Genomic DNA, 15,507 nt, shown 5'->3' on the forward strand with positions numbered 1-15,507 from the left:
TGTCAGGTATCTAGGCCTTCTTTTCCCAGCGGCGGTCCGGGGTCTGCTGCCAATAGGTCAGCGTGTGACCGCCGGCCTTCAGGGTCTTCCACTGGGCGCGGGCCGCATCGAGCTGGTTCTGATCATGGCCGTCAAACATCATCACCAGGCGCTCCACTCCCTCAAGGGCAGGAACATCGGCGCCATCGGCGACAAAGCGCACGGTGGCGCCATTGGCTGCTTCGGGTTCCAGCGTCAGCAGCACCGGCTGCCTCTCGGCATGCGGCGACTGAGCGCTGCCATGCGGCAGGAAACTTTCCTCGCGCCAGGTCCACAGATGCGCATCAAGCGCGGCGCAGCGTTCCTCGCTGCCAACGTGTACGGACACCCGCCAGCCGCGCTCGAGGCTTTTCTCCAGCAGCGGCGGCAAGGCGTCCTCGAGCCTGGACTCGGTCAGATGATAGAACAGCACCTCGGCCATGAGCCGTCCTAGCCCTCGTAGTTGGCGCGCACCAGCTCATCGAGCAGCCGGACGCCAAAGCCCGAGGCCCAGGACTGGTTGATGTCGGTCGAGGGCGACCCCATGGCTGTGCCGGCGATATCGAGATGCGCCCACGGCGTTTCACCGACGAAGCGCTTGAGGAACTGCGCCGCGGTGATCGATCCGGCATAACGGCCGCCGGTGTTCTTCATGTCGGCGAACTTGGAATCGATCATCTTGTCGTAGGCCGGATCGAGCGGCAGGCGCCAGACCCGCTCCTGGGTGACCGCGCCGGCCTTGCTGAGCGCCTCCGACAGCTTGTCGTCGTTGGAGAACAGGCCGGCATGGTGCTGGCCGAGCGCCACCATCACCGCACCGGTGAGCGTTGCCAGGTTGATCATGATCTCGGGCTTGAAGCGATCCTGGCAATAGGTCAGCGCATCGCAGAGCACCAGGCGCCCTTCAGCATCCGTGTTGATGATCTCGATGGTCTGGCCCGACATCGAGCGGACGATGTCGCCCGGACGCTGGGCGGCGCCATCGGGCATGTTCTCGACAAGTCCGATAATGCCGATGGCGTTGACCCTGGCCTTGCGCGCGGCGAGCGTGTGCATCAGCCCAATGACGGCCGCAGCGCCGCCCATGTCGCCCTTCATGTCCTCCATGCCGGCTGCGGGCTTGATGGAGATGCCGCCGGTGTCAAAGACGACGCCCTTGCCGACGAAGGCCAGCGGCTTGTCCTTGGCCTTGCCGCCCTGCCATTTCATGATCGCCAGGCGCGGCGGGCGCACGGAACCGAGCGAGACACCGAGCAGCGCCTCCATCTTGAGCTTCTTCATTTCCTTTTCGGTGAGAATCTCGACTTCCATGCCGAGCGCTTCAAGCTCCTTGGCGCGGGCTGCGAACTCGACCGGGCCGAGCACATTGGCCGGCTCGTTGACCAGATCGCGGGCCAGCTTCACCCCGTCGGCGACCGCCTGGCGGCTGGCGAAGGCCTTCTTGCAGGCCGCGGCGTCCTCATGCTGGAAGACCACGGTGCACTTGCGGGCGCCATTGTCGTCATCGTCCTTCTTCTTGGTCTTGTAGAGGTCGAACGAGTAGGCGCGCATCAACAGCCCGAGCGCCATGTCGGCGGCAGCCTCCGCTGAAACTTCGTCCGCGTCCCCCAACAGAACGGTGACCTTCTCGGCCTTGCGGATTTGGGTAAAGGCCTTGCCGCCGATCCGCATCCATTCGTGCGCGGAGAGCTTGCCCTGCTCCCCTGCCCCGACGAGCGCGATACGGTCCGCAGCCGCATCGACGGGCGCAATCACATCGGCGGTCGAACAGAGCTTGCCGGAGAAGCCCGCAACCTTGACCGCCTTGTCGAGCTGGCCGCCGGGGTCCACGCTGCGAACAATCGATGGCACGGGTTGGCTCGACGAGCCGAGAGCGACGACCAGTCCTCCAGTGACCTTTGCTGATTTGGAAAAACTGATTTCAATGCTCATCGACATGACGGCTCCAATGGATTCTCTTGATTTGCGTGGGTCGCGATCTTGGCGCTTTCGCGGCAGAAGGCAAGAGCGGATGGGCGCAACACGCCGCAAATTCCCGCACGCTCATGACGAACCGGCTTTGCGTCGAAAATTGGGCCTGATCCGGATTGTCCTTGAGCTAACAGCGGCGCTGCCGAAGCCTCGTATCAAGCCATATTGCATTTGCGTTACACCGCCGCAACAATATGTTAACCGCGTTTGTTTGCCACACATTATCCAATTTGAGATTTGATAAGGCCGGTGCATGGTTGGGCTGGTCGAACCGGGGCACTGAGGTGCCAAACGAATCATGGTTCCGCTCGGGCTGCTCCGGAAAGGCGAAATGAAGCAGATTGAACGTTACATATTTCGCCGCATGAGTTCGCTGACCTTCTGGTCGCTTTCCGCGGTGACCCTGCTTGTGCTGACCACGCAGGTGCTCATACGTGTCAATGTGCTGACGACCACCGGACAGGCGTTCGGAGCCTTCGCCATGCTTGCGGCCACGCTTATTCCCTCGGTGGTGCCCATCGTCGCCGCTTTTGCGCTGCTGATCGGGGTCAGCCAGGTGCTGTCGAGCATGAATTCGGACAGCGAACTGGTTGTCGTGGAAGCCGCCGGCGTGCCACCGACCACGGTTCTCAAACCGGTTCTGGCGCTGTCAGCGGCGATTTCGCTGATGGTGCTCGTGGTGAGCAATTTCATCGAGCCATGGGCAAACGGCAAGCTCTATGACGTGATCGCCGAGGCCCAGTCAGACCTGTTTTCGGTTGCCGTACGCTCCGGCGCCTTCATGAAGCTCGAGGACGGCCTGTACGTCCAGGTCAACGAGAAGCTGCCCGGCGGCGAACTCGGCGGGATCTTTCTCTCCGACACCCGTACCGAGGGCAACGAAACCATTTACTACGCGCGCAGTGGCGTCATCCGGAAATCTGAAGAGACCGATACAAACATCCTCTACCTGGTCGATGGCGAATTGCAGCAGCAGGATCTCTCCAACAACCGGATCTCGATCGTCACCTTTTCATCCTACGCCCTGGACATGGCCGCGTTCGTTCCCGCAGGCGGCTCCGCGGCAAAGCGCCCGAACGAGCGATCCACCCTCTATCTCCTTGATCCGGACCCCGACGACTACTACTACACAGGTCCGAAAAACATGATCCAGCAGGAGCTGGTGAAGCGGTTTTCGACGTGGACCTATCCGCTTGCCTTCGGGCTTGTGGCGTTTTCCTTCCTCGGAAAGGCGCGCTCGAACCGGCATGAACAGTTTCAGAACGGGGCACTGGTCGCAGCCATCGCGCTGAGTGCCCGCGGGCTCGGGTTCTACAGCACCGAAGCGGCAGGCATCAGCCCGGTGATGGAGGCGATATCCTATCTCGTGCCGGTAAGCCTGATCGTGGTCTTCGGCTTTCTGACCATCAGCGGCCGGGCACTGACGATCCCGAAGGCCTGGGCCCAGCTCAACAACCGGCTTTTCGACAACCTTTCCGGCTTGCTCGAACGGTTTCAGGGCAACCGCGAGAAGCCGGGTGAAGGACGCTCGGCATGACAATCCTGGCCTCCACTCTTTCGCGCTATTTCTTCAGTCGCTACATGACGACGTTCCTTGTCTACTGCTTTGGACTGCTGCTGGTGATCCTCTTGGTGGATTTCAACGAGACCAGCCGGCGCCTGTCGCGCGCGCCCGACTACACGGTCGCGCTCGGGCTGTTGGTCTCGGCGCTGCGCGTCCCCAGCGTGCTGCAGCTGATCATTCCGTTTGTCGTGTTGATCGCCTCGATTGCCACGCTCATGCAGCTCAATCGGAAATACGAGCTGGTGGTAACGCGCGCTGCGGGAATCTCCGCCTGGCAGTTCCTGGCCCCCCTGATCATTGCCAACCTGCTGATCGGAGTTCTGTCGATCACCGTTCTCAACACTCTCGCGGCAAGCGCTATGCAAAAAGCCGAGGACATTGTCGTTGAAAGCAATCTCGGCAGCCGGCAACAGACCAATGCCGCGCCCTGGCTGCGACAGCGAACTGCAGAAGGCGATACCGTTCTTGGCGCCCGGGCCAGCTCCGACGGTGGTACCAAACTCTCCGGCGCAACCTTTTTCCTGTTCGATCAGGACCAGCGGATCAGGGAACGGCTGGAGGCCGAGAGCGCACGGTTGGGGGATGGCGTGTGGGAATTGACCAAGGTCAAGCGCATCCGCGGCTCGCAACCGGTTGAAGAGCTTGAGAGCACAACCGTTCCGACCAGTCTCAAGGCGGAATTTGTTGGCGAATCATTGACTTCACCGGAAACCGTGCCGTTTTTCGAGTTGCGGGAGAAAATTGCCGCGGCCAAATCCTTCGGCCTTCCGGCAACCAGCTACGAGACTCAATTCCACCGTTTGCTGGCTCTTCCGGCGCTTTTGGCGGCCATGACACTTATCGCGGCGATGGTGTCGCTCAAATTTGTTCGATTTGGTCAGTCTTTAACGGTCATCCTGGGTGGAATCCTGGCGGGCTTCGTGCTTTATGTCGTCTCCGAGTTGATCCAGGCGTTCGCGAATGCCGGGACCATCCCGCCGGTCGTGGCGGCATGGCTTCCGGTTTTGGTCGCCTCGGCATTGGGGACAACAGTGCTTCTCCACAAGGAGGACGGATAGTGGCGGGTGTGCGCCGGTCGAGAGTTCATGCGTTTGCTGGCGTCTTGTGCGCCGGCGTGGCCTTTTGCACCATTTTTTACTTTGCCGCGCCGCAGGCTGCCGCCCAGATCGTGGCGCCGGACGGCATCAGTGTTGCCGAAGACGCAAAGATGCTGCTGGCAGCCGACGAACTGATCTACAACAACGACACCGGCGTGGTCGTCGCCAGTGGCGGCGTGCAGATCGATTATGACAACTACAAGCTCGTCGCCGACCGCGTCGAATATGACCAGAACAGCGGCCGGATGCAGGCCTTCGGTTCGGTCGAGATGATAGAGCCGACCGGTAACCGGATTTATGCCGACAATCTCGACATCACCGACGACTTCGCCGATGGATTTGTCAACGCGCTCAGAATCGAGACACCGGACAACACCCGTATAGCGGCTGAAAGTGCTGAACGCGGTGACGGCCAGACCACCTTCAACAACGGTGTCTACACCGCGTGCGAAGCATGCGAGGACGACCCGGAGCGCGCGCCGCTGTGGCAAGTCAAGGCCAAACGCGTCATCCAGAACGGCGAAACCAAGACGATCCGGCTTGAGCAGGCGACCTTCGAACTTTTCGGCATGCCGATTGCCTACCTGCCCTTTCTCGAGATCCCGGATCACGACAGGAAGCGCAAGAGCGGTTTCCTGACGCCGAGTTACCTGACTGCCGACAACCTCGGCACCGGTGTGTCGATCCCCTACTACTGGGCGATCTCGCCCTATATGGATGCGACCTTCACCGGCAGCGGCTACACCAACCAGGGCTTTCTTGGTGAGGTCGAATTCCGGCAGAACTTCGCCAATGGCGAACACACACTGCGCATGGCAGGCATCTCCCAGACCAATCCCGGCGACTTCGATGCCGGCACCTCCGACAGCCTGGTGACCGAGCGCGGCATGATTGCCTCGCGAGGCCAGTTCCGGATCAATCCACGCTGGACCTTCGGCTGGGACGGGATGCTGCAGTCCGACAACAATTTCTCGCGCACCTACGGGATTTCCGGCTATTCGGAGAACACGGTCAAATCGGAAGTGTACCTGACCGGCCTGTCAAACCGCAGCCATTTCGATCTGCGCAGCTACCGGTTCGACATTCAGGACGCGACCACGACAAACCTGACCGAGAGGCAACAGGCGACGATCCACCCCTCGCTCGACTACACCCGCACCTTCTCCGATCCGGTCGCCGGGGGCGAGCTTTCGCTGAACGTCAATGGTTATTCGGTTTCCCGCAATGCTGACGACATCACCACGCGCACCGGGCTTGCCGCGACCGATCCCCTGTTTGCCGACCGCTACAAGGGCTTCGCCGGCGCCAATTCGCGTCTGAGCAGCGAGCTCGAGTGGAGGCGGACCCTGACCACGGCCAACGGCCTGCGCCTGACCCCCATCCTGGCGGCGCGCGGCGACCTGAATTCGGTCAATATCGACACAGCGCCCACCGATTACAACGGCGCGTTCGCGGGCAATGGCTCACATGCCCGCGGCATGGTGACCGCCGGCCTGGAAGCGAGCTATCCGGTGCTTGTGACTACCGCTGGCTCGAGCCATGTGTTCGAACCGATCGGCCAGATTTTCGTGCGTCCCAACGAGCGGCTGGCCGGCGGCCTGCCAAACGAGGACGCGCAGAGCTTTGTGTTCGACACAACTTCGCTGTTCGAGCGTGACAAATTTTCCGGTTTCGACAGGACCGAGGGCGGCACCCGCGCCAATGTCGGCCTGCGCTACACCGGCAGCTTCGACAACGGGTTGAAAACCCACACGGCTTTCGGCCAGTCCTATCATATTGCAGGCCTCAATTCCTTCGCATCCCCGGATCTTTCGCAGGCAACCCGAAACGCCGGGCTGGAAAACGATGTCTCTGACTTCGTCGGCATGGGCGGCCTGTCCTTCAACGGCCTCTCGCTGGCCGCATCGGCGCGGTTTGACAAGGACGATTTCCGCATGGAGCGCACCGATGTGCGCGCAGGCTTCAGCCGTGGCCGGCTCAGCACCTCGATGACCTATACGGAAATCAAGGCGCCGCGTCCGTTCGTTGTCGGCGACGAGGACCGCCGCGAAGTCACCGGCTATGCCTCGCTCAAGGTGCATGACTTCTGGCGCGTCGCCGCATCGACCAGCTATGATCTGGTCGACAAGAAATTCAACCGGCAGGCGTTCGGGATTCTCTACGAGGACGAATGCTACGCGTTTTCTTTCGCCTATGAGAGCATCCGCGACGACGGCAACACCAACGCCCGCGACTGGAAGATCGGCGCCCGGCTGAGCTTCAGGACGCTTGGCGGCATCGGGACAGGTGATGTTGAAAGCCCGCTGCTCAAGCCCAGTTTCTGATTCAAGCAGTCCGATGCAAGGGAAAGCGTGCCCTACCCGCCTCGTTTTTGCCGCAAGCAACAGGCATTTACGGGCGGCGCCGGATTTGCAAGACTGGCAATGATCCGTTTGACCGGACAAGAGGACACGAAAGCATGACATCTTCCGCGATCTTTCGCCTTACCGGACTGCTGCTGGCACTGACACTGGCGCTGCCTATGTCGTTTGCGCCCATGCGCGCTGCAAATGCCGCCAGCGAGATCAAGATCATCGTCAACAACCAGGCGATCACCAGCGTCGATATCGCCCGCAGGGCGGCATTCCTCAGACTGCAACGCACGGGCGGAAACCTGAACCAGAAAGCGCGGGAACAACTGATCGAGGAAGCGCTCAAGCTGCAGGAAGCCGCGCGGATCCGCGTGCTGGCCTCCGATTCCCAGGTAGATGCGTCGTATGAGCGGTTCGCCGCCTCCAACAACCTGTCGGCCAAGCAGATGAACCAGGTGCTCAACCAGGCCGGTGTGACGCCAAAGCATTTCAAGTCCTTCATCCGGGTGCAGATGAGCTGGCCAAGGGTGGTTGGCGCAGTCACCGGCGGTGGCGGCATTTCCACCCAGGATCTCGTGACGAAGATGCTCGAGCGTGGCGACGACAAGCCGTCGACCACGGAGTATTTTCTGCAGCAGGTGGTTCTGGTGGTGCCGGCGAACAAGCGCTCGAACGCGGTGCTGAACGCGCGCAAGCGCGAGGCAGACCAGCTGCGCCCGCGCATTCAGGGCTGTGACAACACCGCATCGACCATTACCGGTCTGCGCGACGTGTCGTTGCGCCAGCTTGGGCGCGTCATGAAGCCGGAATTGCCGCCGGAGTGGAAGCCGCTCATTGAACGCACGGATGCCGGCGGAACCACCTCGGCGCGGATCACGGAACGCGGGGTTGAATTCATCATCGTCTGCTCGGCCAAGACCGTGTCGGACGACAAGGCAGCTGAAATGGTGTTTCGCGCAGAGAACGCCGATGCCGGCGATTCCGCGGAGGCAAAGAAGTACCTCGCCGAACTGCGCAAGCGTGCGGTCATTGCCAACAAGTAGGAATTCCCCCACATGAACGGGCACCGCCGCGCGCTGGCCTTGACCATGGGCGACCCGGCCGGAATTGGCCCGGATCTGGCGCTCGCGGCCTGGACACATCGTGGGCAGCTTGAGCTGCCGGCCTTCCTGATGATTGCCGATCCGGCGATGCTCGCCGAGCGGGCGCAGCTGCTCGGCCTGGATATTCCGCTGGTGGAGGCCACCGCCGAAAGTGCCGTGGCGAAATTCGACAGGGCCCTGCCCGTGCTGCCGGTCGAACTCGCCAGGCCCGCCGTGCCGGGCCATCCGGATTCGGGCAATGCGGAGGCGATCATCGAGGCTATCCGTGTTGCGGTGGGACTGACCACGGCTGCCAGAACCCGGGCGGTTGTGACCAATCCAATCGCAAAATCGGTGCTCTATGCATCCGGTTTCGGCTTTCCCGGCCACACCGAGTATCTTGCCCATCTGGCGAGCGAGAACGCCGGCCATGAAGTCACTCCGGTAATGCTGCTTGCCGGTCCTTCCCTGCGCGTTGCTCCGGTCACCATTCACATCCCGCTCAGGCAGGTTCCCGATGCGCTGACGACCGGCGCGATCGTGGAGACCACACGCATTGTCGCCCATGATCTCGGCCGCCGTTTCGGCCTGACACGGCCGCGCATCGCGGTTTCGGGCCTCAATCCGCACGCCGGCGAGGATGGCGCTCTGGGACGCGAGGACGGCGAGGTCATCCTGCCCGCGATTGCCCTGTTGAAGGCCGAGGGGCTTGATGTCACAGGTCCGCTGCCGGCTGACACGATGTTTCATGCGGAGGCCAGGGCGGGGTATGACGCGGCGATCTGCATGTATCACGATCAGGCGCTGATCCCGGCGAAGACGCTGGGCTTTCACGATTCGGTCAATGTGACGCTCGGCCTTCCCTTCATCCGCACATCGCCCGATCACGGCACCGCCTTCTCGCTGGCCGGCAAGGGCGAGGCCCGCGCCGACAGCCTTGTGGCGGCACTGAAGCTTGCCGCCAGGATGGCCAATACCGAGATTGAAACCGCAACCCTTCAAGCATTGAGCAGGGTCTGATGGCCACCACCCCCGACGGCCTTCCACCGCTGCGCGATGTCGTTGCCACGCACGGGCTGGCGCCGAAAAAAGCGCTTGGGCAGAATTTCCTGTTCGACCTGAACCTGACTGCCAAGATCGCCCGGTCGGCCGGCCCTCTCGAGGGCTTCACCGTGTTCGAAATCGGCCCCGGCCCGGGTGGGCTCACCCGGGCGCTGCTGGCCCAGGGCGCTTCCCGCGTCGTCGCGGTCGAGCGCGACCCGCGCTGCCTGCCGATCCTGGCTGAGATCGCTGCACATTATCCCGGTCGGCTCGAGGTGGTGGAGGGAGATGCGCTCGAGACCGACCTTGCGGCGCTGGCCAATGGCGCTCCGGCCAAGATCGTCGCCAACCTGCCCTACAATGTCGGCACGCAATTGCTGATCAACTGGCTCACTGCCGATGTCGACCATCCGTTCTGGACGTCGATGACGCTGATGTTCCAGAAGGAGGTCGGCCAGCGGATCGTGGCTGTGCCGGGATCGAACCATTACGGCCGCCTGGGCGTGCTGGCAGGATGGCTGGCGCACAGCGAGATCCTGTTCGACGTGCCGCCACAGGCCTTCACGCCGCCGCCGAAGGTCACGTCGAGCGTGGTACAGCTCGAGCCCCTGGCCAAGCGCCTGCCCTGCGACCTCGCACGGCTCGAACGCGTCACCCACGCCGCCTTCGGCCAGCGCCGCAAGATGCTGAGGCAGAGCCTGAAACCCTTGGGCGGGGAAGCCTTGCTGGAACGGGTCGGGATCGAGCCCACGCGCCGCGCCGAGACGCTGAGTGTCGCCGAATTCTGCGCATTGGCCGAGGCCCTGTAGTCCGGCGACAATCCCTCAATCCCGGCTGCCTTTATTGCCTATGACGGCAGCGCCGGAAACACGCCGGTCTTCTTGACGGTTCCGTAGACGATGCTCGTGTCGATCGACGCGATGCCGCCGATGGCGTGGATGCGGTTGCGGATGAAATCCTCGTAATGGTCAAGACCGGCGACCACGACTCTCAGCAGATAATCCGCCGGTCCGGTCATCAGATGGCATTCGAGCACTTCATCGATCGCCCTGATGCGGGCCTCGAACTCCTGGATATGGCTGCCCGTGTGCCGCTCGAGCCGGATGCGGATGAAGACCGTCATCGGCAGCCCGTAGGCCCTGGCGTCGACATCGACGCTGTAGCCGCGGATAACGCCGCTGTCCTCGAGGTTGCGAAGCCGGCGCAGACATGGCGAGGGTGACAGGTTCACCGCTGCCGCGAGATCCTGATTGGTCATGCGGGCATTGGCCTGCAGCGCCCGGATGATCTGGCGATCCTTGCTGTCCATCTTCCCGTTTCCTGGCAGATAATGCCAAAACTCATGTCTGTTGAAGCACAAATAGCAATCAAATGCCCTTCAAGATAGGGCAATCTTGCTGCTTCACCGGAAAGGATCCCGTCATGAAATCGAGCAGCAAGAACTTCTCCACCCGCGCCATCCACCACGGCTACAATCCGCTGGATCATCAGGGAGCGCTGACGCCGCCGCTGCACCTGACATCGACCTTTGCCTTTGACAGTGCCGAAGCCGGCGGCGAGATGTTTGCGGGCGAGCGACCGGGCTACATCTATTCGCGCATTTCGAACCCGACGCTCGACTTGCTGGAAAAGCGCATCGCGGTGCTTGAAGGTGCGGAGGCTGGGCTGGCTCTGGCATCCGGCATGGGCGCGATCACCGCGGCCCTGTGGACGCTCTTGTCGCCGGGTGACGAAGTCATCGTCGACAAGACGCTCTATGGCTGCACCTTCGCCTTCATGCGCCACGGGCTATCCAAGTTCGGCATCACCATCACCCATGTCGACTTGACCGATCCGGCCAACCTGACACCGGTGATCTCCGAGAAGACACGCGTCGTCTATTTCGAGACACCGGCCAATCCGAACATGCGGCTCGTCGACATCGAAGCCATCTCGAAGATCGCCCATGCGAGCGGTGCGACGGTCGTTGTCGACAACACCTACGCCACCCCCTACCTCACCCGTCCGATCGAGCTCGGCGCCGACATCGTCGTGCATTCGGCGACCAAATATCTCGGCGGCCACGGCGATGTCGTCGCCGGTCTGCTTGTCGGCAGCGCGGAACAGGTTTCCGAAATCAGGATGTTCGGCATGAAGGACATGACCGGCGCGGTGATGGCCCCGTTCAACGCCATGCTGATCCTGCGTGGGCTGAAGACGCTCGCGCTCAGAATGGAGCGGCATTGCGAAAATGCGCAGAAGGTCGCCGCCATGTTGGAGGCGAGCGAAGGCGTGGCGAAGGTCCATTACCCGGGTCTAGTAAGCTTCGAGCAGCACGAGCTTGCGCTGAGGCAGATGCCCGGCTTCGGCGCGATGATCGCTTTCGAGCTCGACGGCGGCATCGAGGCCGGACGGCGGCTGATGAACCGGCTTACCATGATCGGGCGTGCGGTCTCGCTGGGCGACGCGGAATCGCTGATCCAGCACCCGGCGAGCATGACACACTCGACCTACACCGCCGAAGAGCGGGCCGAGCACGGCATTTCCGACGGGCTGATCCGTCTGTCCGTCGGACTTGAAGATGTCGACGACATCATCGGCGATCTGGCCCAGGCGCTGAGCGATGATGCAGTCCGCGCAGCGGCGTGAGGATGCTCGACTCGAATGCGCGGGACAAGGACGGTCAGGCTTGCGGGGTCACGGGGTTCTTGCCGGCATAGCCTTGACCCGGCGCAGGGGGATGGAGGATTCGATCGCCGCCACGCCTTTCACCCGCGTCAGCTGCTGGGTCAGGAAACGCTCGAAATCCGCCAGATCCCGGGTGGCGACGCGCATCAGGTAGTCGCGATTTCCGGTCATCAACCAGCAGTCGACGACTTCCGGAAAACGGTTGATCGCGGCTTCGAAAACCGCCAGCGCCTCGTCCACCTGCTTGTCGAGGCGCACTGACACGAAAACGGAAACCGGAAAGCCCAGCGCGGTCTCATCGAGCTTGGCGTGATAGCCGGTAATGATACCTTCAGCTTCGAGTTGCCGGATGCGCCGCGAGACGGGGGTCGGGCTCAACCCGACCTCCTCGCTGAGCTCATTGAGTGAAATACGGCCATGGACCGCCAGGCGACGGACAATCGCCATATCGATATCATCCACGCGGATTACCCCCGTTGTAGTCTGAATATGCGCGATATATCACCAACAATTGCGGCACGGGAAGCGGAAAATGGCATCAATTTGCTCAAGCAGGATGTTATTGTGAAGGGATACGGGAGAGGACACATGAAAACGATCGGCCTGCTGGGCGGGATGAGCTGGGAAAGCACCGTCACTTACTATCAGCTGCTCAACGGGATGGTGCGGGAGCGGCTGGGTGGTCTGCACTCCGCCGAAATCCTGATGCGCTCGTTCGATTTCGCGCCGATCGCGGATCTGCAGGCCGAGGCCAGATGGAGCGAGGCGGCGAAACTGCTGGTCAAAGCGGCGATCCGGCTGGAAGCGGCCGGCGCCGACTGCCTGCTGATCGGCACCAACACGATGCACATCTGTGCCGACGAGGTTCAGGCGGCGCTTTCCATCCCGTTGTTTCACATCGCTGACGTGACTGCCGAAGCGATTAAGGCCAGCGGCTGCCGCAAGCCGCTGCTGCTTGCCACCCGTTTCACCATGGAACAGGACTTCTACAAGGCGAGGCTCAGGGAGCGGCACGGGATCGAAGTCTGCGTACCCGAACAGCAAGAGCGCGACGACGTGCACCGCATCATCTACGAAGAGCTTTGCCAGGGTGTGATCAGCCCGGTCTCGAAGAACCGTTACCTGAGAATCATCGAAACTGCCCGGGCGCGTGGAGCCGACGGGATCATCTTCGGATGCACCGAGGTCGGGCTGCTGATCTCGCAGGATGATTTCGACATTCCCGCCTTCGACACCACCCAGCTGCACGCCCAGGCTGCGGTTGATTTCGCACTTTCAGGGGACACTGCACGATGAGCCGTACCGACCATCTCAAGACAATCGAACAGCGGCTGCTGTGGCTGTCGCACTGGATGATCCACAATGCCAACCATATCCGCCCCAAGGCGGACGGGATCAAGGTCGGCGGGCACCAGGCGTCATCGGCCTCGATGGTGTCGATCATGACGGCGCTGTATTTCTCCGCGCTCAGACCCGAGGACCGGGTGGCGGTCAAGCCGCACGCCTCACCAATTTTCCACGCGATCCAGTACCTGATGGGCAACCAGACCCGCGAGAAGATGGAGAATTTCCGTGGGTTCGGCGGGGTGCAGTCCTACCCTTCGCGGACCAAGGATATCGACGATGTCGATTTCTCCACGGGCTCGGTGGGCCTCGGGGTGGCGATCACCTCGTTCGCCTCGATCGTACAGGATTACATTGCCGCCAAGGAGTGGGGCCAGGATCTGCCGCTCGGGCGCATGGTGGCTCTGGTCGGCGACGCAGAGCTTGACGAGGGCAACATCTACGAGACGCTGCAGGAGGGCTGGAAGAACGATCTGCGCAACACCTGGTGGATCATCGACTACAATCGCCAGTCGCTCGACGGCATCGTCCATGAGGGCCTGTTCCGGCGCGTCGAGAAGATTTTCGAGGCCTTCGGCTGGGACGTGGTCAGGGTCAAGTACGGCCACCTGCAGCGCGCGGCGTTCTCCGAAAAGGGCGGCGACAAGCTCAAGGGCTGGATCGACAATTGCCCCAACCAGCTCTACGCGGCGCTGACCTTCATGGGAGGGGCCGTGTGGCGCAAGCACCTGATGGACGACCTTGGCGACCAGGGTGACGTGACCGCGCTGATCGAGCGGCGTTCCGACGCTGAACTGGCCGAACTGATGGAAAACCTCGGCGGCAACTGCGTCTCGACCATGGCCGATGCCTTCGCCTCGATCGACCATGACCGGCCGGTGTGTTTCCTGGCCTACACGATCAAGGGCTGGGGCACGCCGATTGCCGGCCACAAGGACAATCACGGCGGGCTGATGAACAAGGCCCAGATGGCCGAGTGGCAGCGCCACATGGGCGTGCCCGAGGGCGAGGAGTGGGAGAAATTCGCAACCGTGAGGGATCCCGACACACTCCAGGCGTTCCTCGAGCGGACGCCGTTCTTTGCCAAGGGCCGGCGGCGCTTTTCCGACCATGTCATCGCCACGCCTCAGATCGAGCTCGCGTCCGAACGCGAGATCTCGACCCAGATGGCGTTCGGCAAGATCCTCGACGATCTGTCGAAGACGGACAGCGAGCTGGCGGCCCGGATCGTGACCACGTCGCCGGACGTGACCGGAACCACCAATCTCGGCCCCTGGGTCAACCGGCGCAAGCTGTTTGCCCGGGAAGCCCGAGCCGACACCTTCAAGACCCACAACATCCCCTCGACCGCCAAATGGGAGTTCACGCCCGACGGCCAGCATATCGAGCTCGGTATTGCCGAGATGAACCTGTTCCTGCTCTTGGGTGCCGCCGGACTTTCACACTCCCTGTTCGGCAAGCGGCTGATCCCGATCGGCACGGTTTACGATCCCTTCGTCGCCCGCGGGCTCGATGCACTCAACTATGCCTGCTACCAGGATGCGCGCTTCATGATCGTCGGCACGCCCTCGGGCGTGACGCTGGCGCCTGAAGGCGGCGCGCACCAGTCGATCGGCTCGCCGCTGATCGGCTTGAGCCAGGACGGGCTGGCCGCGTTCGAGCCGGCCTTTGCCGACGAGCTGGCGGTGATCATGAAATGGGCGTTTGACTACATGCAGAAGGATGGCGAGGGCGATCCGGACGAACGCACATGGTTGCGCGATGAGACCGGGGGCTCGGTCTATCTGAGACTCACCACCAACCCGATCGAGCAGCCGGGCACCCGCGCCGACGAGGATTTTCGCCAGGGTGCCATCGACGGGGCCTACTGGCTGCGCAAGCCGGGGCCAAACTGCGAGGTGGTGATCGCCTACCAGGGCGCCGTGGCGCCGGAAGCGATCCGGGCGGCGGGCCGCATTGCCGAGACAAGGCGCGATGTCGGGGTGCTTGCTGTCACCTCGTCCGACCGGCTCAACGCCGGCTGGACGGCGGCGCAACGGGCGCGGTCACGTGGCAATTCCAAAGCCCGAAGCCACATCGAGACGCTGACCGCCGCCCTGCCCCGGCACTGCAAGATCGTCACGGTCATCGACGGCCACCCGGCCACGTTGGGCTGGATCGGCTCGGTGCAGGGCCATCAGACCATCCCTCTGGGCGTAGAGCATTTCGGCCAGACCGGCACGATCGGCGATCTTTACCGGCATTTCGGGATTGACGCTGAGGCCATCGTTCAGGCGGCGATCGGACTGACGGACGGCAGACGCTGCTGATAGCCTTTGATTGGAGACAACGGGAAGCGCTCCAATTCAACTCGTCCCAATAGCTTGGCTACC

The 15,507-nt window shown here is 62.4% G+C and carries 13 protein-coding genes; 9 read left to right on the forward strand and 4 right to left on the reverse strand.

Annotation, left to right across the window (positions count from 1 at the left end; translation table 11 throughout):
* Positions 1 to 10 precede the first annotated feature (10 nt).
* Together SPHINGO391_RS13285 and SPHINGO391_RS13290 are read right to left on the reverse strand one after the other, a co-directional pair.
* Positions 11 to 460, reverse strand: a complete 450-nt coding sequence (locus SPHINGO391_RS13285) for a DNA polymerase III subunit chi (RefSeq protein ID WP_152009272.1) — start codon at positions 458 to 460, stop codon at positions 11 to 13.
* 8 nt (positions 461 to 468) lie between these two features.
* Positions 469 to 1,956 (reverse strand): leucyl aminopeptidase, encoded by a 1,488-nt coding sequence (locus SPHINGO391_RS13290; RefSeq protein WP_152009273.1) that lies wholly within the window; start codon positions 1,954 to 1,956, stop codon positions 469 to 471.
* A gap of 364 nt (positions 1,957 to 2,320) precedes the next feature.
* On the opposite strand from SPHINGO391_RS13290, the gene SPHINGO391_RS13295 reads away from it, so the two are divergent.
* From SPHINGO391_RS13295 to rsmA, 6 genes are all read left to right on the forward strand, one after another.
* Complete coding sequence (locus SPHINGO391_RS13295) at positions 2,321 to 3,526, forward strand: LptF/LptG family permease (RefSeq protein WP_193217285.1); 1,206 nt, start codon at positions 2,321 to 2,323, stop codon at positions 3,524 to 3,526.
* Between the two features lie 2 nt (positions 3,527 to 3,528).
* Entirely contained in the window at positions 3,529 to 4,611 is a 1,083-nt protein-coding gene (lptG, locus tag SPHINGO391_RS13300; protein ID WP_152011555.1) for an LPS export ABC transporter permease LptG, read from the forward strand.
* Positions 4,611 to 6,974: an LPS-assembly protein LptD gene (locus SPHINGO391_RS13305; protein WP_244615188.1), complete on the forward strand. Its 2,364-nt coding sequence runs from the start codon at positions 4,611 to 4,613 to the stop codon at positions 6,972 to 6,974. Before lptG ends, SPHINGO391_RS13305 begins: the two co-directional genes overlap by 1 nt.
* Positions 6,975 to 7,108: 134 nt before the next feature.
* A complete protein-coding gene (locus SPHINGO391_RS13310) occupies positions 7,109 to 8,044 on the forward strand; it encodes a SurA N-terminal domain-containing protein (protein WP_152009276.1) in 936 nt (311 codons plus the stop codon).
* Between the two features lie 12 nt (positions 8,045 to 8,056).
* Positions 8,057 to 9,103, forward strand: a complete 1,047-nt coding sequence (pdxA, locus tag SPHINGO391_RS13315) for a 4-hydroxythreonine-4-phosphate dehydrogenase PdxA (protein WP_152009277.1) — start codon at positions 8,057 to 8,059, stop codon at positions 9,101 to 9,103.
* Positions 9,103 to 9,933 carry a 16S rRNA (adenine(1518)-N(6)/adenine(1519)-N(6))-dimethyltransferase RsmA gene (gene rsmA, locus SPHINGO391_RS13320; protein WP_152009278.1) on the forward strand — a complete coding sequence of 277 codons (831 nt, stop codon included), beginning with the start codon at positions 9,103 to 9,105 and terminating at the stop codon, positions 9,931 to 9,933. Before pdxA ends, rsmA begins: the two co-directional genes overlap by 1 nt.
* A 38-nt stretch (positions 9,934 to 9,971) precedes the next feature.
* On the opposite strand, the gene SPHINGO391_RS13325 is transcribed toward rsmA, so the two are convergent.
* Complete coding sequence (locus tag SPHINGO391_RS13325) at positions 9,972 to 10,433, reverse strand: Lrp/AsnC family transcriptional regulator (RefSeq protein WP_152009279.1); 462 nt, start codon at positions 10,431 to 10,433, stop codon at positions 9,972 to 9,974.
* Positions 10,434 to 10,546: 113 nt separating this feature from the next.
* Here SPHINGO391_RS13325 and SPHINGO391_RS13330 point away from each other — a divergent pair, with 113 nt between their 5' ends.
* Complete coding sequence (locus SPHINGO391_RS13330) at positions 10,547 to 11,752, forward strand: methionine gamma-lyase (RefSeq protein WP_152009280.1); 1,206 nt, start codon at positions 10,547 to 10,549, stop codon at positions 11,750 to 11,752.
* 48 nt (positions 11,753 to 11,800) lie between these two features.
* On the opposite strand, the gene SPHINGO391_RS13335 is transcribed toward SPHINGO391_RS13330, so the two are convergent.
* Entirely contained in the window at positions 11,801 to 12,253 is a 453-nt protein-coding gene (locus tag SPHINGO391_RS13335) for an Lrp/AsnC family transcriptional regulator (protein ID WP_343200306.1), read from the reverse strand.
* Positions 12,254 to 12,379: 126 nt separating this feature from the next.
* Here SPHINGO391_RS13335 and SPHINGO391_RS13340 point away from each other — a divergent pair, with 126 nt between their 5' ends.
* Both SPHINGO391_RS13340 and SPHINGO391_RS13345 read left to right on the forward strand, forming a co-directional pair.
* Entirely contained in the window at positions 12,380 to 13,087 is a 708-nt protein-coding gene (locus SPHINGO391_RS13340; RefSeq protein WP_152009281.1) for an aspartate/glutamate racemase family protein, read from the forward strand.
* The gene (locus tag SPHINGO391_RS13345; RefSeq protein WP_152009282.1) at positions 13,084 to 15,444 is read left to right on the forward strand and encodes a transketolase; all 2,361 of its coding nucleotides are present in this window, start codon (positions 13,084 to 13,086) and stop codon (positions 15,442 to 15,444) included. Before SPHINGO391_RS13340 ends, SPHINGO391_RS13345 begins: the two co-directional genes overlap by 4 nt.
* The last annotated feature ends 63 nt before the right edge of the window (positions 15,445 to 15,507 follow it).

Origin of the sequence: Hoeflea sp. EC-HK425 (genome assembly GCF_902498795.1) — a bacterium.
Lineage (GTDB): Bacteria > Pseudomonadota > Alphaproteobacteria > Rhizobiales > Rhizobiaceae > Hoeflea > Hoeflea alexandrii.

Bases quoted from the DNA above. Each gene is read 5' to 3' on its own strand.
- pdxA (WP_152009277.1), top strand. From the start codon at position 8,057: ATGAACGGGCACCGCCGCGCGCTGGCCTTGACCATGGGCGACCCGGCC.
- SPHINGO391_RS13325 (WP_152009279.1), bottom strand. From the start codon at position 10,433: ATGGACAGCAAGGATCGCCAGATCATCCGGGCGCTGCAGGCCAATGCC.
- SPHINGO391_RS13290 (WP_152009273.1), bottom strand. From the start codon at position 1,956: ATGTCGATGAGCATTGAAATCAGTTTTTCCAAATCAGCAAAGGTCACT.
- SPHINGO391_RS13340 (WP_152009281.1), top strand. From the start codon at position 12,380: ATGAAAACGATCGGCCTGCTGGGCGGGATGAGCTGGGAAAGCACCGTC.
- rsmA (WP_152009278.1), top strand. From the start codon at position 9,103: ATGGCCACCACCCCCGACGGCCTTCCACCGCTGCGCGATGTCGTTGCC.
- SPHINGO391_RS13295 (WP_193217285.1), top strand. From the start codon at position 2,321: ATGAAGCAGATTGAACGTTACATATTTCGCCGCATGAGTTCGCTGACC.
- SPHINGO391_RS13310 (WP_152009276.1), top strand. From the start codon at position 7,109: ATGACATCTTCCGCGATCTTTCGCCTTACCGGACTGCTGCTGGCACTG.
- SPHINGO391_RS13330 (WP_152009280.1), top strand. From the start codon at position 10,547: ATGAAATCGAGCAGCAAGAACTTCTCCACCCGCGCCATCCACCACGGC.
- SPHINGO391_RS13285 (WP_152009272.1), bottom strand. From the start codon at position 460: ATGGCCGAGGTGCTGTTCTATCATCTGACCGAGTCCAGGCTCGAGGAC.
- SPHINGO391_RS13345 (WP_152009282.1), top strand. From the start codon at position 13,084: ATGAGCCGTACCGACCATCTCAAGACAATCGAACAGCGGCTGCTGTGG.